Below are 19921 nucleotides of genomic sequence, written 5' to 3'. Positions count from 1 at the left end.
CGCGCTGGCCCCGCCTGCCTGCCGCCCGCGCCAGCCCCGCTGTCCGCCCGGCTGCCGGCTGGCCGGGCCGCCCGCTGGGTGTGCTTGCGGGTGGCGGGCCTTGCCGGGGCCGGGTGGGGCCGGGCGGCGGGCTTGTTGTGCTGTCTCGGGCGGGTGGTGTGGCGGGCCTTGTCTGGGCCGGGCAGGGGGTGGGTGGGGGTGGGTCAGTGGTGGGTGGGGTGGGTGGGTAGGACGAGGAGGGTGGCGTGGGTGGTGTAGGCGGATCCGGCGCCCTTGGCGGTGAGTTCGGTGGGGCCGGCCGGGGTGTCGGCGGGGAGGGTCACGGTGGTGGTGATCCGGCCGTGGGGGTCGGCGAGGACCGGGCCGAGTGGGGTGGTGCCGAGGGCGAGGGCGATGCTCTCGCCCGGTCGGTAGCCGGAGGCGGTGACGGTGAGGGACCGGCCTGGGAGGGGCAGGCCCTTCACGGTGAGCCGGCCAGGTTTGAGGGAGGCCGCGTACTCGGCGCAGGCGTTGCCCTGGGTGCCCACCGCGGGTGCGGGGGTGCCGCCGGTGACGCCGTCGTCCTCACGGACGGTGAGTGTGCCGAAGCCGCTGTCGCCCATGACGCCGCCGGAGACGTCGGTCGCCGAGACCTTGAAGGACGTCGAGGCGGTGGTGCTGGGGAGTGTGTCTCCGTAGGTCGGCACGGTCACGGCCACGCAGGTACGGCCCGGCGTGAAGGTGACTTTCTGCATCGCGGACCCGGCCGTGGCGGTCGTGGAGCCGAACACGCTGACGTAGGCGGTCACTTGGTGGCCGACCGGTTTGGAGAGCACGGCGGCGATCTGTGCAGTGGACGGCGCGGAGCCCTCCTCCACGCTGGTGGGCACGATGTCGACGGCGGCCTGCTGGACGGGCACCCGCGCGCCGACGGCACGGTTCTCCGCGGAGAGGTCCGACAGGTAGACACCGCCGGCCGCCGACGCGTCCGCGCCCTGTGCTCCGGTGAACCGCACCTCGCGGATGTCCCGCAGGTCCAGGGTCCGCAGTGCGGACGTGGGGACGGTCACCTGCTGGAGGATGACCTTGCGCAGCCACGGGGAGCTGACGCCCGCCATCCGGGTGACCGCGGCGGGGTTGAGGGAGGAGACCGGCGCGGACCAGGTGCGGCCCTTGCCGTCGACGACGGTCAGTGTGACGTCCGTTCCGGTGGTGACGAATTCGTCGGCCGCCATCTTCACCGAGAGCTGCTGGTAGCGGCTGATGTTGCGGTCGGCGGGCGGTACGGTCACCCGGACCTGGCCGTCGGCCGCGCTCCATGTCATGTGCAGCATCGGCGAGGACGGCACGTCCCAGGCCCACTGTGCGGGCGACCAGTGCGGAACGGCCGCTTCGTTGAGCGTGGTGGTGCAGTACGGCTGGGGCGGGGTCACGGTCACACCGCCGGTGCCGCCCATGTCCTGGCAGACCTGTGCGGTCGCGGGACCGCTCACCCGGACTGCGGGGTCGGGGTGTTCGAAGGTCTGGAGGTCGCTGCGGGAGTCCGCGGGCTGGGTCGCGGTGACCGAGACGTGGGCGAAGGAGGCGGATGCGGGCAGCGTGTCCGAGCCGTCGAACAGCGGCTGGAACTGCTTCTCGTCACCGAGGGTCAGCCGGAAGAAGCCCGCGACGTAGGCGGTTTCGACCGCCACCTGCTGGGTCGGGGTGAGCCGGGTGGTGGTCGGCGAGGTCGGGTCGCACACCGGGTCGTTGGCGCCGGTGGCGAGCGAGGCCCAGTCGTCGGAGGTGCCGGAAGGCCAGCCGCCGGGTGTCCAGATGGTGTTGAAGTAGTTGTGGTTGGCGCCCTGGACGAGTACGGCGGAGCGCAGCACGTTGTCGTCGAAGGCGTGCCGCGAGTCGTCCACGATGTGCTGGCCCATCAGGTTTTCCACGTCGCCGTCGCAGTACGGCAGGATCGTGGCCGTGGCGACGTTCGGCAGGGAGATGCGGTCGTAGTCGACCGGGGCGAGCGGGAGGACGGCCTTGATGCCGAACTGCTGTTTCACCGGCAGCGCGTCGTTGAGGGTCGAGGCCGCGGTCACACCTTCGCCGCCGCGGGAGTGGCCCATGATGCCGACGTCGTCCAGGTCGAACTGGCCGATCAGGTCACGCGGGGTGAGGTCGCCGGTGAGCGCCTGGGCGAGGCTGACGTCCCGGTCGGTGAACGTGTCGTGGTAGACGGCGGGCCGGCCGGTGTCGGCCTTCTGGAGCATCCGCAGGGTGTCCAGGATGAGTTCGCCGCGGGCCTGGGCGCCGTAGTCGGCGGCGCGCTGGTTGTCGGTCGCGTTGATCGCGTTGGCGGAGATGGAGACCACGGCGTAGCCGTTGCTGGCGAGCGCGCGGGCCGGGGCGTCGTAGCCGAGGAAGCTCGGTATGGGGAAGCGCTGTTCGGTGCTGGCCGGTGAGGTGGTGCAGGGCCAGCCGGCCGGGTTGGGCTTGCCGGAGCCGTAGCAGGAGCTGTGGCGGCCGTGCAGGAAGACGACCAGCGGCTTGGGGCCGCGGCTGTCGGGCAGGTACAGCTTGCCCTCCAGCTCGCCGCGGGTTCCGCCGATGTTGAGCAGCGGGATCGCCTGGTCGCCGAAGTCGTAGATGCCTTCGGTGACCTTGTGGCGGCCGGGGGCGGCCGGGTCGGCGGGCAGCACGGACGGGGTGGCGCCGGGCACGGTGGCCGTGCCCCGGCCGCCGGGGCGGCTGCTGGTGTCGGTGGCCGTGGCCAGGGCGTCGGTGGTCACGGACGAGGCGTCGGCCACCGACGGGTCGGTGGTCACCAGGGACAGCGAGGTGCCGTCGGCGGACTCGGTGGCCGGGCCGAGGTTGCGGCCGTCCACGGAGAGGGTGGGAATGCCCGCGGTGACCGGCAGTTGACGGTCGAGGTGGAGGTTCACCGCGAACCCGCCCGCGACGCGGGTGACCGACCAGTGCGGTCCGGCGGCGACCTGACCGGACGGTGCGGTGGCGGCGGTGGCGTTGGTGTTGACGAGGGAGAGGGACAGACAGGCGAGCGCTGCTGCCACGCCGACATGTCTCGCACGCCGAATGAGCTTGGGCATGAAAAGGCCTTAGTCTGCACGGAGTTGGGAGGCATCCGCCCTTCGTCCACGGTGGGGGCGAGGGCACGGGCGGGCCGAGCGGTTCGCAAAACTATGCGGACGCCATGAAATCGATGCAGCGATCGTGTTTCGGCGGCATTCCCTTCGCCTCACATCGGCTGCGTCCGGGCGGCGCCCGTATCCGCAGGCGGGTTTCACCCCGCGCGGGACGGGGAAGCGGGATCGGCCCGCGGCGCGGGGGCCGGCCGGCCCGGGGCCGCGGGTTCCGGCGACCGCAGCTGAACACCGTCCCGGCCGGGCGGACGGAGCCCTCACCCCGGCGGGTGGACGTGCCACCCGCGGCGCCCGGCAGGAGGCCGGACCGGCCGTCCCGGTGGAGCGCGCGGGCAGGGCCGGAAGGTGCCCCGGCCGACGTCGCGGGCGGCCTCCGCGCTGCCGCGCATCTCTGCCCGTCTGCGTGGGTCGGCCCGAGCGGTGCCGGGTGGAAGCCGGGCCGACGTCCTCCCGTCCCCGTTGCGGGCCCGATCTGGGGCGCGGCCGGCGTCGGGCGGTCAGCTTGTTTTTTGGCCGGGTGGCCGGTTGGGCGACGGGTTGAGTGTCAGTGCTGACGCGTAGCTTGAGCGGGTGAGCTGGGACGTCTTCATCATGCAGTTTCCACCCGAGGCCGGTGCCATCGACGAGATCCCCGACGACTGGGATCCGGCGAGTCTGGGCACGGGCCGGGATGTTCGCGGTGTCCTTTCGAAGGTGCTGCCAGGCGTCGGGTTCTCACCGGACGGGTGGGTCGACTACGAAGGGCCGGGCTTCTCGATCAGCATGCCGGTCAGTGAAGCTGACGACTCGCCGGTCACCGGGGTGAGCCTGTTCGTTCATGGCGACAGCGAAGCAGCAGCCCCTGCGGCTCTCGCGGTCGCGGATGCCCTGAAGGCGCGAGCCTTCGAGACCGGTTCGGGAGACTTCCTCACCGCTGACTCGGCCCGGTCCGCCTTGGACGCCTGGCGCGCATATCGCGATCGTGTACTGGGCGAGCGAGGCCCATGAACGGCCGCCCGCCAGAAGAGGGGGACGAAGCCGCTGCGAAACAGCCGATGATGGTCGTCGACGGGCTGCTCGGGTTGCAGCATCAGCCGGAGATCCACAGGGGGCCAGCGGTGGAGCACAGCTTTGAGCGGGAGAACATCGAAAGCGCAGCTCGTGCTCGCTACAACCGGGACATACAGCAAGCACGCCGCACTGTGCGCGAGGCCTTGCGCTCGGACCTGCCGGCCGCCCACATGGGCTTGGGCGTGACCGTCATCGCCTTGATTGTCGTCGCCACTTTCTCTGGCGCTCGATGGACTTTGATCATTGCTGGCGTTCTCTTGGCTTGGTTCCTTCTTGCACTGGCGGTGATCCACATCGGCAGCGGCCGTGGCCGGGATGCCGTCCGTCGGGCCTACATCGCCACGTTCGGCTGGGGCAACTGGATCTGAACGCCCTCCGCCGCGCCCCCTGTGCAGGAACCAGAGGTTGAACGTCAAGCTCATGCGCGGCCCTCCAGCATGGAGCGGGTCCGTGCGGGTGCTGGCCCCGGTCCGCCGGGTCGGGTGTCACACGGGAAGATCGTTTGGCACTTGTAGCGGGTGAAGGCGGAAGTAGGTCCGCCCCTTTGCCTGGAGGCGTCCTCGATGATGGAGCCGATCGATCCGACCCGTCCGACCTGTCCGCGCGGTGCAACTGCCCATGCCCCCGCTGCAGCCGCTGTCGCGGCGAGGCCTGTAGCCGGCCCCGCGCCGGGCCCCGCGGCAAGTCCCGTACCCCTTCCGCCGGCACCGGGCATCGTTCCTGGTCGCGTCTCTTGTCCGGCCGCTTCCCGGGACTGCGACTCCTCTTCTCCCGGCCTTGAACGGGCGGGGGAAGGAGGTGTTGTTCTCTTCGGGGTCTGCCCGGGGGGCCGCAGGACGGGGCCGGCAGGCGGCGCGGGCGGCGCGGGTGGTGCGGGCGGGTGCGGAGGTCCGCGGCGAGGTCCTGGTGACGCCGGCCCGGTTCCGGCTAGCGACCCCTGAGCAACTGCGCGTCCTGCTGGTGCCGCACCAGGAGGGCACGCAACCACGCGCGCCGGGCCCTGCGCGACCTGTCGAGCGGCCGCCGTTGGCCGGGCGGGTGCGGCGCGCTCTGCAGTCGTACTGGTTCTGCGTCACGGCAGGCCTCGCGGAAGCGGCCGCCTCAGGGCTGCTGCCCGCCTTCAACGGGGCCGCCGGGGCGGCCGGCGCCCGCGCCACGGGCCGGAAGGCCGCAGCGAGGACGGGGCTGCGCGAGCACGGCCCGGCCCTGGTCGACGCCGCCGTCACGTTCCACGCCGCGGGCGCGGCAGCTGCGGGGGACTGGCAGCTCGAGCCGGCGCATCCGACGCTGGCCGGGCCGCTGATCCCCGACGCCGTGGTGCTGCTCGCCACGGGCCGGTTCGCGTTCGTGGAAGTGGACCGCGGCACGATGGCCTACGCCTGCCTGCGGGCGAAATTGGGCCGCTACGCCGCCTACCGCACCGCCCCGCACCGCGCCTCCGTCCGGGCGCGGCAACGCAGGCAGGGAGCCGCGCCCGCACTGGCAGTTGCACTACACCGCCCACGGGTTTCCAGCCGCCGTTCCCGCCGGTGCTGGTGGTGTTCGCCGCCGCGCCGGAGAAGCGGGAGGCGGAGTTCCTGGCCCGCGCCGCCGGCGCCGCGCCGGTCCGTTCCCGGCGCCTGACCGTCGCGACCACGACCACGACCACGACCACGACCGCGGCCCGCCTTGCTGCGCACGGCCCGGCACGGTCGGTGCGGCGGGTCGCGGGCGCCCCGGCGGGCGGCTGGAACCTGGAGGACCGGCTCCCGGCCCCGCGGTGACCCGTCGGGTAGCGGTTGGGGCTGCTCGAGCCCGTCGCTTTGCTCCGGTGGGTGGCCCGGAGCGCGGCGGCTCCGTCAAGCCCAGACCGATCGGCTGCCGGCCGGCCTGACTTCGTGCGCAACGTCCTCTCCGTGATTCCGAAGGGATCTGCGGAAACGGTCGCCGCGACGATCCGCACGGTCTTTGCCCGGCCCGCTGCCGAATCGATCCGGACCCAGCTCGAACCGGGAGATCGAACGCCGCCCCGGCGCCGCCCAGGCCTTCCCGAACACCGATACGGAAAACGGCAGTCCGAGAACATCTACCGGCTCTGCCATGTACACGGACCGGCAAACATCGTCCCGGGACTCGCCGAGGAACCGGGCTGACGCGGTGGCCACCGGCGGCCTCGCGGCTGTTTACTGCGGACATGGCGTGGTGGGGCGGAAGGACGGCCGAGCGTGCGCGACACCTGATCCAGGACGTCACCGACGAGGTCCACCGGCAGGCAAGGGAGGGCGGGGTCCCGTAGCGGGTCCTCGACGAGGTGACGGTCGAGGCCGTGACGCGGGCCGCCGATGAAGGATGCAAGGGGCCCGACGCGATTCGCACCCTGGTGGCGGAGGTCGCCGCCGGAACCCGGTATGAGGAGGCCCGCGCTGCGCAGGCTCGTGGGGCCGAGTACGGCCGCGAGCTCGCCCTGAGGCGCTGGGAGCGCGAGCGTGATCGGGAACGCAAGCGGGAGAGGGCGCGTGCCAAGGCCGCCGAGGAGGCCGCCCGCCGCACACAGGCCCTGGAGGAGAACGTGCACCGGCTCCTGGCCGACGCCGGGCTCACGCCCGGCCCTCCCGGGACCACGATTGCGGAGCTCCTGATCGCCCGCGACAAGAAGGTGTCGGCGCACCGGCTGCGGACCGCTGTCGAGGCGTACGAGCGCGCCTACGAAAGGCGCGAGCAGCGCCACCGGGACTCCGGCGGATCCGCCCCATGGCCGACACCCGACGAGGTGATCTCCTCCCTCTTCGGCCCGCGCGCCTGATCGAACGCCCTGTACTCCGGGCGCTCACCGACCTTCACCCGGAGCCGAGTACGACCAGCGCCAGGAGGAGCGCGAGCCGCCGCCAGGGTGCAGGAGGAACCCCGGGAGGCAGCCAGGAAGCGCAAGCCGAAGGCCGCGTGGGCGCTCGCGCAGTGGTTCGAGGCCCGGGAGCGTAGGACGGAGGAACTCGCCGGCGTGTGGGGCGACGCCGGACTCGAGGACGACCAGTGACGTGCCGGCCCGCGGATCTCACCGGCGCGACGGTGCCCCGGGGGCCGGAAGTATCACCACGGTGACAGTGCGCAGGGCCACCACGTGAGGAGTGCGCTCCGGCCTCGCGTTCGCTCAGGGGGAGGGCCTGGAGCGCAGCCCCGTCGTCAAGGCCCCTCCAGGCCCGCGCAGTTGTCCGGTACGGTTCGACTCCGCATATGTCGGGTCAAGGCTGCAGGTGTTCCCGCACAGGTCAGCGCATCCTTGCATCCGCCTGTTGCCGCTCGGCGCGACGCCGGCCCCGGCGGGTCTTCCATCGACGGCCCAGCGGGCCGAACAGTGCATAGGCCACTGACAGCGGGGCGACCGAGCCGGTCCGGTGCGTGACTCCCGACCAGCCGTCGTGTTCCCACAACAGCGGCACCAGTCCGGCCAGTACGAAAGCGACGGTGCCGGCGTTCACCACGTTTTCCGCGATCTCTGCGATCAAGCCCGATCGTTGTCCCACGGCCGCCACCGTATCGGCCCGCCTACCGCTTCGTGGAGCACTGGCAACAGCACCGATCTACATCACTGTCCCACTCGAGCCGCTCCGAGCAACCCGTTCCTGCGCCCCGCAGCTCGGAGCCCGGCCACGGTGCAACTGCGAACGCGACCGGACGCAGGGTGCGCCGGGCAGGCCGCGGGTCCGGCGGATGCGGCCTGCCCGGCGCGGGGTGGTTCATCGGGCCGTACGGCAACCAGGCGTTCAACCACTCGTTCGTACCGCTGGGCCGCGCACGGCCGGAAGACCGCCTCCGACCTGCGGTAGTGATGTCCGCCGCACTGCGGCGGCATGCCGACTTCCCCTCTGTGTCCCTGTCCTTGCCCTCAGCGCTGGCGAAGAGGGAGCGAACGGAACTGCGGACCGGACACCTCGGGGCTGGGCCGAGGGATTGGTGTCGCGGCGTCCGGCTTCCGGCCGCCGCGACGGCCCCGTTCGGCCAGGGGGAGGACAGCGCCGCCGAACGCTCCGGGAAGGCCGCTGTACGCCTGCCTGACGGCTCGGTGGCAACAGGCGGGCCGGGTTGGTCGTTCTGTGTCAGCGGGGCGGCCACGGCGGTAGGCAAGGGCCGAGCCTGGGGTGCCCGGCAGGTTGCCCCGGCCCGGGCTTTCGCTGCGCGCCGCTATCAGCGCATGGCCGGTTCGGTGAGCTCCTGGTGTCGTTCCGCGCTGTTCGGGGTTGGGCTTGTCTGCGTGCCTGCGGGTGTTGTGCATGAACGGGCCGGGAACAGGCGGGGCGTGTGTTCGGCCGCGGCCATGCTTCCTCGGGTTTCCTGGGCGGTTGAGGGGGTCGCGGTGTCCGGGGTGTGCGGGGTGTGGTGATGGCGGCTGTTCTCGGTTGGTTCCGCGGGGTCGGCGGTTTTCCTCGATGTGGAGGAGGGTCGGGTCTTCTGTCGAGTCGAACTGATGGGGGGCGTTGTTCGGTATCGTGTCCGCGTTGATCCTGTGCTCGATGTCGTTCCGGGTGGCGTGTCGGTTGTCCGCGGGTACGTGGCGGGATCGGCCTTCGCCGCCTTCTCCGATGATCGAGGTGTCCGCGTGGGTCGGCAGATGTCGGGCGAGCTTTCGGTCGAGCGGGCCGCGGACCTTCTGCCAGAGTTGGCCCACGTCGTCGACGGACTCCGAACGGCCGGCTGGTGACTGGATCCATCCGCCGAGCGGTTCCCGGGGTCGTGGATGTGAGGCCACGATCTCGGCCGGGGACCCGGTGCGCGGATGCTTCTTGCCCGTGGGCGGATTCTTTCAGCCCCCGCCGGCATGGTGCCCGAGGTTTCCGCGGGCACCGTGCCCGGCCACGGGTGACGAGCGGTGCACGGGGCGGCCCTCCTTCCCGCATCGGATCTGCTGACTGGTGTCGAGGTGGCGCGTGTGCTCGAGCACCCGTTGCTGGGTCGCGGTTGGTCCCGGTCGCGGCGCTGTGTCTGGACCCCGCCCCGAGGCCGTGGCCCTGCACGGCGGCCTCGCCGGGTCCCGGCAGCGGGGTGCCGGCCCCGAGCCCGTTGTGGCGTTCTCCGGTCGGCGCTCCGGTGACGGGGCCGTCCGGCGGGTCGGCCTCAGGCCGCGTCTCGATCTCCGCCGACCGCCTGCGGTGTCTCGTGTTCACGGCGGTGGTGGTGAGAGGGGCCCGCGCGGCGGGGGAAGTGCACGTTCCGGGTGCGGTTCACGCGCCGTCCCGGAGTCGTATTCGTTGCAGGCGGTGCTGGCGTGCCCTCAAGTAGCGTGCGGTGAAGCCGGAGAGCGCGCCGAGGAACATTCCGCCGGCGACGCCGACCACGACGTCTGCGGATTGCGTACCGGGCAGCAGGGTGAAGAACGCGGTCCAGCAGGCGCCGACCGCGACGCCGAGGCGGACGGGGTGTCGAGCTGCGACGAACCGTTCCGTGCGGGTGAGGGGCTGCTCACCGCCGAGCATGCGGTCCACGGCCCAGAATGCGCGCAGCAGCCTGCTGCGTATGCCTGGCATGGCGGCACCATATCGGCCGTTCGACGGACGTCGCCGACGTCCTCGGCCCTTGGGCGCTGCCCCGGTCCGGTCCAGGACTCCATCAGGGAGCGGGCCCGACCATCGCCGACGTCTACCAGCGAATCCCCAGTGCGTCGGGTTCCGCGCGTCGCTGCTCGCTGGGATTGTCGGCCTGCCCGCGGGCGTTGTCGACGAAGGTTGCTCTGCAAGGTGGTCTGCCGGGGCGGGGCCCTGTCGGTCGAGTGATCTTCCCGACGGCTTCGCATACTTCGACGGCCGATATATTGTCGGGGTGTGGGAAGACAACGAAGCGTGATGAGTGAGGCCACGTACTTCATCCTTGCGGCGCTGCTGGACGGGCCGTTGCACGGCTATGCGGTCATCAAGCGGGTGCAGGAACTGTCGGGGGGCCGGGTCGGTCTCGCCGTCGGGACCCTGTACGGGGCGTTGGAGCGGATGACGGACGGGGGGCTGATCGAGGTGGACCGCGAGGAGGTCGTCGCGGGGCGGCCGCGGCGCTACTTCCGGGCCACGGCATCGGGACGCGAATCCGTGCAGGAGGAGGCCGGGCGGCTGGCCGCTGCCGCGGCTGTGGTGACGGGGCGGACAGCGGCCTCGAAGCGCCCCGCGAGCGGCACGGGGCCGGCTGCGGCCGCGGGGGCAGTGGTGATCGCGTGACCGGCCGCCGACCGGAAGGCAGGGGCTGGGTGGAGCGGTGGTACCGGGTGATGCTGCGCGGCTATCCCGCGCCGTACCGCGAGCGTCACGGTGGCGAACTGATCGGCACGCTGATGGAGGCGTATCCGTCGCGGCGGCTGCCGTCGTTGCGTGAGTCCGCGGGCCTGCTGGATGCCGGGCTGGTCACCCGCGTGCGCACTCGGCTGGGGGGAGACGCCGGCGTGGGTGGCGGGTCTGCAGCTCGGTGTGCTCCTGCTGGCTCTGGTGCAGGCCGGGTCGTGGCCCCTGGGCAGCTTGTTGACCACCGGTCATGCCGCGCCGGCGATCCTGCTGCCCCCGCTGCTGGTCGTGGTTCCGATACTCCTCGGCCGGATGGGCACCGCGGCGGTCCTGGCGCTGATCCAGGCGGCATCGGCGACCTACGAGGGGCATCTGGCGGCCGGCTGGCCCTATACCAGGGTGGAGATCGTCTCCTCGACAATGATCCAGGTCCAGCCGTTGTGGGGCAGCGTTCTCTGGACGCTTCCCGGCGTGCTGGAGGCCTGGGTGATCGCGGCGGGTGCCGTCGTCCTCGCACTGCGCAGGCGGGCCCGGGGCCCGTTGCCCCGGCGCTCGTGGTGGTGGCTGACGCTCCCGCTGCTGCAGGCCGTGCTCAACGCCTGCACCAATCCGCTCCTGCCCGCCGGAAATCATTCCTGGGATCACCAGCCCCTCCGCGCTCCACTCACTGCTCTGCTGGTGCTGCCGATCATCGCCAGTACCGGCTTCCTGCTGATCGCGCTGCGGGCCACCGTCGAGACCGGCGACCCACGCTGGGCCATCGCAGCCGGGGTGTACCTGCTCCCCACCGGAATCCTCGCAGCCGCATTCACCCTCACCCAGCCTGCCGCCGTCCCGACACTCGACACGGCTCTGCCGGCCGTCCTGCTTGCTGCCGCCTGCACCGCCGCCGCCCTCCTGCGCACAATCCCGCCCCGAGCCCACAGGTGAGCGGCAGGGCCCGGGCCGGGGTCCCCGACGGGATGCCCGGGCCCGGCCCTTGACTGCGCGCTGTCTACCGGCGCATGCCGAGGGCGTCGAGCTCCGTCCGGCGCGCCGTTCGGGGGTGAGCTTGTCTGCGCGTCTGCGGGCGTTGTCGATGAACAGCCCCAGCTTCACGGTGGTCTGCGATCCGTCCGGCTCGCCGAGGTGGACGACCGCCTTGCGGGGAACGGCCTGCAGGTGGCCTTCGCGGGTGTGGAACGCCTTGGCGGCCCGGATGTTCAGCGCCCACTTGTCGGCCTGCTTGCGGGGCGCCGGCGGCCGCTCGTCGGGCTCTGCCGGGGACAGGTGGAGTGTGTTCTCCAGCATCCACTGCTGTGCGGGCAGCAGCCGGTCCCAGGCGAGGCGCTGCGCCTGGATCCACGCCTCCAAGTCCTCGCCCTGGAGGCTCGTCTGCCCGGGCGCGGTGGGCAGTTCGGTGCCGGCCTCGATGAGGTTGCGGCACAGCCGATAGCAGCGTTGCCAGGCGACCGGCCGGGCCGGGCACCAGGACGGGTCGATCGCCTCGAGCGCGTCCCTGCGCTCTTCGGTCAGCGCCCCGGCGGCGGGGCCGGCCGGCAGCCCCTGCTCGCGCCGCGCCTCGATCTCCATGAGCCGGCTGTGGGTGGGCGTGTTGTTGGCGGCGGTTGTGCGTCAGCGGTGTTCGGCTGTCGATTGCCTGGTGATGTGCTGTGGGCGGGGGGTGGCCTGCTGTCACGGGTGAGCAAGTGGCTGTGGTTCTGCGGCGAGGATGTGCTGGGCCGGCTGTCGTGGGGGTGGCTGCTCCCATACTTGTACGCAGGCGGGGGAGACAGGGGTGGGCCGTGGTGGACGCGGGTGGTAAGGATGCGGGTGGCCGGCAGGACAGTGGTCCGCGGATGTTCATGGCGCTGCCAGGGCCGGATGAGGACGGGACCGCGGGGTTCCTTCGCTCCGTGGCGGATGTCGTCCGGGTGATCGGGCTCGATGTCGACTCTGCACCCGCGCCGGATGGCTACCCGCAGGTGCAGGGGGCTCGAAGAGCGCTGCGCGAGCTGTGCCGTGAGGGCGTGGTCCTTCCCGCGGGGGCCTTCGACGTACTCGTCGCGGCGGCCGTGCGGGACCCGAACCCGAGCTTCAACCGGGGGTTTGTCGAACCCGCGCTGAACGCCTTCGGGCGGCGGCGTCTGCGGGCGGCGCTGCTCGATGTCCTGACGACCGGCCCGGACCCGGAACGGGCCGGTGCCGCCCGCGCCTGGTACTGGTCGGCCCTGCCGTTGCGCATGCCGACGGTGGTGGCCGAAGGGCCCGCCGGGGCTCCCGAGCCCGACGATCCCTGCGTGCTGGCACGCGAGTGGAACGAGCTGGCCTTGCGTGAGTTCCTGCGTAACGAGCACCTGGACGTCCGCCGGTGCATCCTCCCGCTGCTCCGCCTGCGACACTCGTCGTACCCTCCGGAGCTGCACGCACTCGTGGACCAAGCTGTGGCGGTCGCTCGGAACCACCCCGACGAGTACCTCCGCCATCGTGTCGAGATCCAAGCCGGCTCCTGACAGGGAAACGCCTTCGGAGGGGGCGGGCGAGGGGCACCCAAGCCGGGTGGACCAACAGGGTTGGCTCGCCGGGCTGCTAACGCAGCCGGCGCCTCCTCCGGCACCGCTCCGCAGTCACGCACCCCCCACGGCAGAGGTACGCCCTCCGGCGCCAGACCGGCCGAACCCCGGATCCGGGCGGGATCGACAGCAGTACGATCACGGCGTGACCTGGCCCACCGTCGAGGACGCCCCCGCCCTGCACACCAAACACGCCCCGACGACCGCGGCGTTGGAGCTCATCTACACGCACTGCGAGATCGTCGCGGCGCTTGCCTTGGACCTGGCCGACCGACGTCAGCTCGACATCGACCACGATCTGGTGCGCATCGGCGCCCTCGTCCATGACGTCGGGGTCTACACCCTCTACCGGCCCGAGGGCACGATCACACCCGGCACCTACATCCGGCACGGCGTCGCCGGCCACGCGATCCTCCAGGCTGAAGGCTGGCCCGAGCAGATCGCCCGCATCTGCTCTTGCCACACCGGCGTCGGCCTGACCCGCCAGGACATCGAACGCCGGCACTTGCCCATCCCGCCCGGCGACTACACAGCCATCACCCGCGAGGAGAAGCTGGTGATGTACGCCGACAAGTTCCACACCAAGTCCTCCCCGCCCGCATTCCTGACCCCCGACGCCTATGCCCGCGAAGTCGCCCGCTTCGGCCCCGACAAGGAAGCCCTTTTCGCCGAGCTGCGCGACGAGTTCGGCGATCCCGACCTTGAACCGCTGCAGTCACGCTACGCCCACGCCCTGCGCTCCGAATAGCGCTCCCGCCGGACCTGCGGGCAGGGCACGAGAGGCCGACGGCAGGATGGAGCGCCTGCCGCCGGCGCGTTCGGTAGGCGCCTCGTGGAGAGAGATCAGCCGCCTACCCGGGCTGCAGCAGAGCCGGACTGGACCCACCGGGTCGTCGACGAACTCCACCTGTCAGGCCTGGACCGACATCGGGCCGCGGCCGTCGTTGGCCGGCCGCCGGGCCCCGCGGCTCGTCGTGCCCACCGACGAGCCCGTCGTCAACGGCGCTGTCGAGGGCCCGCCCGGAGGCGGCCGGCCGTCCACGTCGCCCGCCATGCCACTGGCGTCCATCGCCAACCACCTCATCTGCTGGGGAGGTCACCGATAGCGACTGCATCGAGCTGGGCCTCTGACGACGGTCACCGACCCTGCCCCCACCAGCCAGGGTGAGCCGAAGCACGATAGTTGCCACAAAGGCGCGTTTGCTGTCACTCGGGGGCGTCTGCCGTCGTTTGCGGGGTGGTGGGCCGACGCATGCGGTAGCAGGCCACCACTGCTGTCGCTGTGGAGTCCAGAAAGATCATGAACACCGGCGATTTGTCCACCGGCTCAATGCAGCCGGCACGGAGGAGCTCGTCCCCGGCCTGCTGGAAGATGTCGACGGAGGCGGCAAGGCCCTCGAACACGTGGCCACGCCGCTCGGAGCGGCGCAGCCGACGCCGGAAGACACCCGCGTGCTGATCGGCGGGGGTCAGGCCCTCCCAGACGACGAAGTCACCCCCGGCGATCAAAGCGTCGCGTGCGGGTCCGCACGCCGGAGTCTGTTCGCCGATCATGCCTATGAGATCGTCGCGCGTCACTGCGACCTGGTGACAAGAACACCGGCCATCGGTCGGGTGTGACAACTGCAGCGCCTCTCTGGTGACTGTCCGGCTGCTTCGACCTGGTTCCTTCGCAGCCTATGTGGTGCCGTCGGTGACAACTACCGGGCCCCGGCCGGGGGTTGTTGGGTGATCGAGGTCCGTCCGGTTTCATCCGGTGCGGCCGAGGGCGGCCGAGGGCGGTCGAGGGCGGCCAGGGGCCCTGGCCGGTCGCGGGCGGTGTGTCGTCGGGCGGCGGCGATGTTGGTGTGACCCCTTGCGGCACTTTCCGGGTGGGGCGGGTAGTCCACGCTCCGCAAAGGGGGCTCCGGCCCGGTGGCCGGTGCCCCCTCTCTTTTCCCGGAGCCGGTGGAGCCCGTTTGTCAGGGGCAGCTGGGGCCGCCGCTGTAGCAGGGGGAGTAGTACGCCGTCGGGTGCGGGGCCGTGTGGTGGGGCTTGGGGAGTTCGGTGGCGTAGGTGGAGGTGACCGTGACGGCGAGGGTGTAGGCGTGGGTCCGGTAGGCGCGAGCCGTGACGGACTTCGCTGACAGCGGCTGCCACGTGAAGTACACCGATCGGTAGTCGGATGCCGTACTGCGAGGCTTCTTGGACGGGTCGACGTAGGTCGCGTCGGTGTTGCCCGGCACACCCGGATTCTGGGCGACCCCGACCTGGAGCTGTAGTCCGTTCGAGGTGTCCCGGCCGGCCGGCAGGGTGTAGTCCACGAAGACGTCGGCCGGACGGGCGGCGGCCTCCTTGACCTCCGACGGGCCGGCGCCGTCCGGCGGCCGGCGCAGGTCCGCGAGCGCGGCGACCAGTGCGCCGGAGGGGTCCTGGCGGCCGTACGGCGGTGCGGCCCAGCCCAGTTTCCGTGTCACCGCGTCGAGTCGGCCCAATCGCTGCCCGACGTCACCGTCGAACGCGAGGTAGGCGGCGGTGGTCCGCCGGCACGTGACCGGTGCCCAGCGCGGGCGGGCACCGAAGGACGAGGCACCGCTCTGGGAGGAGCACGCGTCCACTGTGGACGTTCCCAGGTAGGTGGCCCACCAGGCGGCCTCGCGGAAGCCGCTGATCTGGCGGTTCGCGGTGGCGGTGGCGGCTCGGTCGGCCGCCCGGGTGGCGGCGGACCGGGCGAAGGACTTCACGTCCGGCGGGGTCGGATGGTCCCACCGGTACACGCTCCACCCCAGCCACGCGACGAGCAGGACGACCACCACGACCAGGCAGCCGCAGGACCTCCCGAGCCAGGTCGCCGCCGCCGTCCTGGGCGGGAACCCGCTCGGGACAGCCTCTTCCGGTTCAGCCATGCGTCAGCCCCCCTGCTGTCGCGCGCCCCGGGGTACGGTCCCGCGGGGCTCGCCGGCGGGTACGGCCCCGGCGGACGCCCCCGGCGCCACGGTTGCCGGCCGCACCCGTGCTCCGTACGAGGATCCCCTGCCCCGGCGGCGGGACGGGAGAGCAGCCGCGCATCGTTGACGAGTCGATACGCGGCCCCACCCCTCCCCGTGACCCCGGCCCGGCGCCGTCGCCGCGGCGCGTGTGAGCAGGCGTGCTGGTGGCAGCGGTTGGGTGTCAGTCGTGTTCGTTTGTTGATTGCCTGGTCATGCTCTGTGGACGTGCGGTGGTCTGCTGTCACGGGGCGACCAAGGGGCTGCCGTTTTGCGGCGAGGCCGGGGTGGGTCGGATGTCGTAGGGGGCTGCTCCTGTGGGTGGCCCCGGAAGGGCAGGGCCGGTGCATCACGGGTTTTTTTGGGGGGTGTCCGGGGTGGTTTGGTGCGGGTCGGGTCGGTGGTCGCGGAGGGCTTGGAGGATGTCGGCTTGGCGTTGGTCGGCGGGTTGCGGGGTGTCGGGGTTGTCGAGGTGGGATGTGAGGCGGGCGTAGAGGGCGTCGTGGGTGAACATGGCGTCGAGGCCGGCCCAGGTGTCGTCGTTGATGAGGGGTTCCGGGTACTGCGCGGGGGTGATGAGTTTGGCGAGGAGGGGGAGGAGTTCCCATCCGTTTTGGAGGCGGTCTCTCAGCCAGGTGCGGATGCCGTCGGGGTCGGTGTGGCGCCACATCCAGATCAGCTCGCATTCCTGCTCGGTGAGGTTGGTGGCGGGCCGCTCGGTGGCTGGTGCGAGGTGTTCGGCCAGGCGGGCGGTGAGGGCGTCGCGGGCCTGGGCTGCCCATTCTTCGGTGGCTGTCACGTGTTCGGATGCGGTGTCGTCGGGGTTGGTGGCGCGGTGGAGGGTCCGGGTGGCCAGGACTGCTCCGGCGGGGGTGGTGGCCATAGCGGCCACGGCGGCTGGTCGTTGGTCGGGGGACAGGTCGAGGAGGAGGGCGGGAGCGAAGAAGCGCACCCGCCGGTCGGGGCCCAGTAGCCCCATCGCTTCTGGATGCGCGGTCAGCTGGCCGTAGTTGTCGGCCAGGGCCTGGAGCACCGCGGCGGCGGAGACGTCGACGCCGTCGTCCCGTGCTTGGTCGATGCGCCGGATGATGCGGTGGGTGTCCTCCCTTAGCCTTACCAGCAGTTCGGTTGCCTGATCGCCTCCGGTCCCTGCGGCGAGCTGGGCGAGGGCCTGTGCGAAGGCGGCTTCGGGCAGGTCGTCGGCAGGGACGGTGAAGACGACGTACCGGTCGAAGTAGTCGGGGCTGCCGATCCCGCGCCGGCGTGCAACGGCGCGGGAGTCGCCGCCGTTGCCGACGGCCTGTTGGACGGCGGGGAACAGCAGCCCGAGCAGCCGCAGTACCCCGTTCAGGTTGTCGTCGGCGACACCGGCCCGGCGCAGGCGCTCCTTCCACCGCTCGGCGCGCTCACCGGGCCGGGCGTCATGCCGCAGCGCCGGGTCGATGCTGGTCCCGGTCAGCTCGCCTCGATGTCGGCCCAGCATCCGGTAGACGCCGGACTCGCTGGTCCGCAGGAAGGTGACGATCAGGAAGTCGACGAGATCGACCTCCCCGGCCAGCGAACCGAGCGTTGCACCAGCCTGGCCGAAGTAGCGCTTGACGGCCCGCGGCGTCCGCAGCCGGTCCTGGAGGTGCCGGAAGTACGCCTCGGAGAAACGCCGCTCCTGCTCCGGCGTCATGGACACCCCGTGGGAGTCCAGCAGCGCGTTCAGGATACGGGTGGCCATGGCGTCGACGTCGCGGTCGCGGAAGGCCGGCAGATCGAGCCGGACCTGGATCAGCTCTTCCAGGAATTCCCGGGCACGCTGGTCTTTCGAGCCGACAAGGTCGGTACGCTGCAGGACGTCCAGCAGGGTCTGTTCGTCGAAGCTGACCAGGTAGTACACGTTCGGCAGGTGACCGACCAGGCGGATGAGCTTGAAGACGACCAGCAGTTCCTCCGGGGTGAGCCGGTCCAGGTCGTCCATGACCACCAGGACCGGCAGTGCCGCCTGACGCAGGGCCGCCTCTGCGTTTGGCAGCCGAGGCGCTGGTGTCCCCGGCTATCCGGTCGGCAAAGGTTTTGATCAGGTCCGAGGAATCCAGGCCCAGCAGCCCGGTGAGCTTGCCCAGCGGACTGATCGACTGGCCGAACGCGCCGATCTTCCTGCGTGGTTCGGACCACTGCTTGCCGTCGGGGAGGGCGGAGCGGATCTCGCTGAACAGTGCCAGCGTCAGCGACTCGAGGTCGGAGTACATCCACGGGTTCAGCTCGGCGACCGACCACGGGTTGGTGTCGGTGCCTGCAGCTGTGTTTTCCAGGTGCCGGATCGTCATCTGCAGGACGGACGACTTGCCGGAGCCCCAGGGGCCGATGAGTGCGAGGACTCCGGACTCGCTTTGCTCGCGCACCTGCTGGAGGAGCGCGACGGCGTGCTGGGCGTACTGCCGTCGCCCCAGCAGATCGGGAGCGTCAGGGCTCCCGTCGACGGGATCGTCGTTGAAGAATCTCTCCCCGGTCATCGGCTCATCGTGCCCGACCGCGCACCTGTGCTGGTGCGGAACGCGGGCGCGGTGACGAGGGGCCGGGGGGAACGGATGCTGTCAGGGGTGACCAGGCGGCTGCCGTTTGGTGGTCCCGCCCGCTGCCACGGGGTGACCAAGCGGCTGTCACGGGGTGGTTAGCAGACCGCGGTCCGGCTGTGTCGGGTTTGCCAGTTTGCGTGTGGGTGGGTGGCCGGGCCCGGCGGGCTGGCGGTGTGGGACTGGGCGGAGCGCAGGCAAGCCGAGCACTACCAGCGACCGCTGGCCGTCCCACGCACGGCGCCCACCCGCGACCGGTAGCCCCCGGAACCCCACACTCGCCCTCGTCCGGGGGAGGGCCGGGTCGGCCGATGGCGAAGTCGGCGAACTCCACGTCGGAGAAGGCCACTCGAAGCCCGCGCGCCCCAGCGCCCGGGCCAGGACGGCCATCTGTTGCGCCTCGCCGGCGCCGGCGTCCCGGGCGGCGAACAGCTCCCGCGCGACCGCGCCGGACAGGTGCTGGGTGATCAGCCGCCGGCGGGGGTCGTCGGAGGAACCTGCCGCGGAGGCGAATCCGAACCGGGCCCGGGTGTGCACGGAGAAACCGCGCTCCTCGGCCCGCACCCGCAACCGCTCGCGAATCCGGGGCCGCCACCGCGCCCGGACGACCTCCTCGATCACCCGCATCTGCGCAGCGCCCGGCGGCCGCCGTCCCGGACCGGGTGTGACCCACCGCTGCACGGTCCGATGCGAGACCCCCAGAACCCCGCCAGCCTCTTCGTGGAGCCCTTCTCCAACCTGAGCAGGAAGCCCAGACGGGCGGTGATGCTGCCCGGCAGAGGCGGGGGTACGCAAAGCCCGCTCCAGACCGGCATTGATCTCGCCCAAGGCCCCGTGCCTCCTCCTCGACGTCAGCATCTAAGCGTGGGCACGCACCAGCGGGTGCTCCGGCTCTTCTGACATAGCCGCCTACGGCGACTGCTGTCTCTGCTACCAGCCCTCCACGCTGGACACTCCATGCCTGCGCGGACCAGCAGCACGCCGGCCTGCCCCGAGGAGTCGGCTTTCCTGCCCCGGCGGTCATCCGTCCGGTCGGCAAATGGCGCCGACCGGACGGAGGCGTAGTCAGAGCCGGGACTGGATCCAGAACGCCGTGAGGGTGACCAGAGTGCCGCCGGCTGCCGCCGTTGGCGATCGTCCCCGCCGGGGCCGGCCCTACGGCGCTCACCAACTGGATGCGCGCGGTCGCGGGCCTGTCCCGCGAGCACTGGGCACCAAGGCGCGGGACCAGCAGCTATCACGGCGTCAACCGGGAGGGAGACTTCTACCCCTTCTACCTCGACTTCGCCGGCCGCATTCCCCTGGTGATGACGACCCTGGACCGCCTGAAGGAGCACGGCCTCTCGGGCCCGGTGTGGCTGCGCATCGACGGCTACCGCCCCGCCGAAGGCCAGCCCCTGCTCCAGGCGCTCGCCGACATCCGCCCCTACGCCG

At 71.7% G+C, this 19921-nt stretch carries 18 protein-coding genes and 2 pseudogenes; 11 read left to right on the top strand and 9 right to left on the bottom strand.

The genetic code is table 11. The annotated features are described in order from the left end of the window. Positions 1 to 203 precede the first annotated feature (203 nt). Positions 204 to 3032: an alpha/beta hydrolase gene (locus BLR33_RS35125; RefSeq protein ID WP_093783837.1), complete on the bottom strand. Its 2829-nt coding sequence runs from the start codon at positions 3030 to 3032 to the stop codon at positions 204 to 206. Between the two features lie 660 nt (positions 3033 to 3692). Between BLR33_RS35125 and BLR33_RS09150 the strand changes: the two genes are divergently transcribed. From BLR33_RS09150 to BLR33_RS35120, 6 genes are all read left to right on the top strand, one after another. Continuing rightward, positions 3693 to 4109, top strand: a complete 417-nt coding sequence (locus BLR33_RS09150) for a hypothetical protein (protein ID WP_093783836.1) — start codon at positions 3693 to 3695, stop codon at positions 4107 to 4109. After that, complete coding sequence (locus BLR33_RS36015; RefSeq protein WP_245771302.1) at positions 4106 to 4540, top strand: hypothetical protein; 435 nt, start codon at positions 4106 to 4108, stop codon at positions 4538 to 4540. Before BLR33_RS09150 ends, BLR33_RS36015 begins: the two co-directional genes overlap by 4 nt. Before the next feature lie 430 nt (positions 4541 to 4970). Continuing rightward, on the top strand, positions 4971 to 5795 hold the full coding sequence (locus BLR33_RS37105; RefSeq protein WP_407639657.1) for a replication-relaxation family protein: 825 nt from the start codon (positions 4971 to 4973) through the stop codon (positions 5793 to 5795). Beyond that, entirely contained in the window at positions 5702 to 5935 is a 234-nt protein-coding gene (locus tag BLR33_RS34260) for a hypothetical protein (protein WP_143031660.1), read from the top strand. The genes BLR33_RS37105 and BLR33_RS34260 overlap by 94 nt, the downstream gene beginning before the upstream one ends. 527 nt (positions 5936 to 6462) lie before the next feature. Next, positions 6463 to 6954, top strand: a complete 492-nt coding sequence (locus tag BLR33_RS09130; protein WP_093783834.1) for a hypothetical protein — start codon at positions 6463 to 6465, stop codon at positions 6952 to 6954. 87 nt (positions 6955 to 7041) lie between these two features. Further along, a complete protein-coding gene (locus BLR33_RS35120; protein WP_176930201.1) occupies positions 7042 to 7185 on the top strand; it encodes a hypothetical protein in 144 nt (47 codons plus the stop codon). A 232-nt stretch (positions 7186 to 7417) separates the two neighbouring features. On the opposite strand, the gene BLR33_RS34700 is transcribed toward BLR33_RS35120, so the two are convergent. Together BLR33_RS34700 and BLR33_RS09120 are read right to left on the bottom strand one after the other, a co-directional pair. Continuing rightward, complete coding sequence (locus BLR33_RS34700; RefSeq protein WP_143031659.1) at positions 7418 to 7672, bottom strand: hypothetical protein; 255 nt, start codon at positions 7670 to 7672, stop codon at positions 7418 to 7420. A gap of 1695 nt (positions 7673 to 9367) precedes the next feature. After that, positions 9368 to 9670: a hypothetical protein gene (locus BLR33_RS09120; RefSeq protein ID WP_093783832.1), complete on the bottom strand. Its 303-nt coding sequence runs from the start codon at positions 9668 to 9670 to the stop codon at positions 9368 to 9370. Positions 9671 to 9985: 315 nt separating this feature from the next. Here BLR33_RS09120 and BLR33_RS09115 point away from each other — a divergent pair, with 315 nt between their 5' ends. The 4 genes from BLR33_RS09115 (at position 9986) to BLR33_RS09095 (ending at position 13708) form a co-directional block, all read left to right on the top strand. Then, positions 9986 to 10348, top strand: coding sequence for a PadR family transcriptional regulator (locus tag BLR33_RS09115; protein ID WP_093783831.1), 363 nt, complete (start codon positions 9986 to 9988; stop codon positions 10346 to 10348). Positions 10349 to 10573: 225 nt separating this feature from the next. After that, positions 10574 to 11338, top strand: a complete 765-nt coding sequence (locus BLR33_RS09110) for a hypothetical protein (RefSeq protein ID WP_093783830.1) — start codon at positions 10574 to 10576, stop codon at positions 11336 to 11338. A 965-nt stretch (positions 11339 to 12303) separates the two neighbouring features. Beyond that, a complete protein-coding gene (locus BLR33_RS09100) occupies positions 12304 to 12900 on the top strand; it encodes a hypothetical protein (RefSeq protein WP_245771301.1) in 597 nt (198 codons plus the stop codon). Positions 12901 to 13105: 205 nt separating this feature from the next. Beyond that, positions 13106 to 13708, top strand: coding sequence for an HD domain-containing protein (locus BLR33_RS09095; RefSeq protein WP_093783828.1), 603 nt, complete (start codon positions 13106 to 13108; stop codon positions 13706 to 13708). 162 nt (positions 13709 to 13870) lie between these two features. Here BLR33_RS09095 and BLR33_RS35115 read toward each other — a convergent pair whose 3' ends face one another. From BLR33_RS35115 to tpg, 6 genes and pseudogenes are all read right to left on the bottom strand, one after another. Beyond that, positions 13871 to 14029: a hypothetical protein gene (locus tag BLR33_RS35115; RefSeq protein WP_176930200.1), complete on the bottom strand. Its 159-nt coding sequence runs from the start codon at positions 14027 to 14029 to the stop codon at positions 13871 to 13873. 137 nt (positions 14030 to 14166) lie between these two features. Beyond that, positions 14167 to 14538 carry a hypothetical protein gene (locus BLR33_RS09090; RefSeq protein WP_093783827.1) on the bottom strand — a complete coding sequence of 124 codons (372 nt, stop codon included), beginning with the start codon at positions 14536 to 14538 and terminating at the stop codon, positions 14167 to 14169. 383 nt (positions 14539 to 14921) lie between these two features. After that, positions 14922 to 15845, bottom strand: coding sequence for a hypothetical protein (locus BLR33_RS09085; protein ID WP_143031658.1), 924 nt, complete (start codon positions 15843 to 15845; stop codon positions 14922 to 14924). A 430-nt stretch (positions 15846 to 16275) separates the two neighbouring features. Next, positions 16276 to 17892, bottom strand: coding sequence for a P-loop NTPase fold protein (locus tag BLR33_RS09080; protein WP_245771300.1), 1617 nt, complete (start codon positions 17890 to 17892; stop codon positions 16276 to 16278). Between the two features lie 235 nt (positions 17893 to 18127). After that, a pseudogene (locus tag BLR33_RS36005) lies at positions 18128 to 18427 on the bottom strand (P-loop NTPase fold protein); the annotation flags it as partial. 147 nt (positions 18428 to 18574) lie between these two features. Then, positions 18575 to 19345: a telomere-protecting terminal protein Tpg gene (gene tpg / locus BLR33_RS37100; protein WP_407639656.1), complete on the bottom strand. Its 771-nt coding sequence runs from the start codon at positions 19343 to 19345 to the stop codon at positions 18575 to 18577. Positions 19346 to 19614: 269 nt separating this feature from the next. On the opposite strand from tpg, the pseudogene BLR33_RS09070 reads away from it, so the two are divergent. Beyond that, a pseudogene (locus tag BLR33_RS09070) lies at positions 19615 to 19921 on the top strand (hypothetical protein); the annotation flags it as partial.

This window comes from Actinacidiphila guanduensis, assembly GCF_900103985.1.
Taxonomy (GTDB): domain Bacteria; phylum Actinomycetota; class Actinomycetes; order Streptomycetales; family Streptomycetaceae; genus Actinacidiphila; species Actinacidiphila guanduensis.
This window is presented reverse-complemented; position numbering and strand designations above follow the sequence as displayed.

What these genes read in the sequence shown, in the direction of transcription:
- BLR33_RS09085 (WP_143031658.1), bottom strand. Translation starts at nt 15,845, where the DNA reads ATGGCTGAACCGGAAGAGGCTGTCCCGAGCGGGTTCCCGCCCAGGACG.
- tpg (WP_407639656.1), bottom strand. Translation starts at nt 19,345, where the DNA reads ATGCTGACGTCGAGGAGGAGGCACGGGGCCTTGGGCGAGATCAATGCC.
- BLR33_RS09080 (WP_245771300.1), bottom strand. Translation starts at nt 17,892, where the DNA reads ATGGACGACCTGGACCGGCTCACCCCGGAGGAACTGCTGGTCGTCTTC.
- BLR33_RS36015 (WP_245771302.1), top strand. Translation starts at nt 4,106, where the DNA reads ATGAACGGCCGCCCGCCAGAAGAGGGGGACGAAGCCGCTGCGAAACAG.
- BLR33_RS35115 (WP_176930200.1), bottom strand. Translation starts at nt 14,029, where the DNA reads ATGGACGCCAGTGGCATGGCGGGCGACGTGGACGGCCGGCCGCCTCCG.
- BLR33_RS09120 (WP_093783832.1), bottom strand. Translation starts at nt 9,670, where the DNA reads ATGCCAGGCATACGCAGCAGGCTGCTGCGCGCATTCTGGGCCGTGGAC.
- BLR33_RS09115 (WP_093783831.1), top strand. Translation starts at nt 9,986, where the DNA reads ATGAGTGAGGCCACGTACTTCATCCTTGCGGCGCTGCTGGACGGGCCG.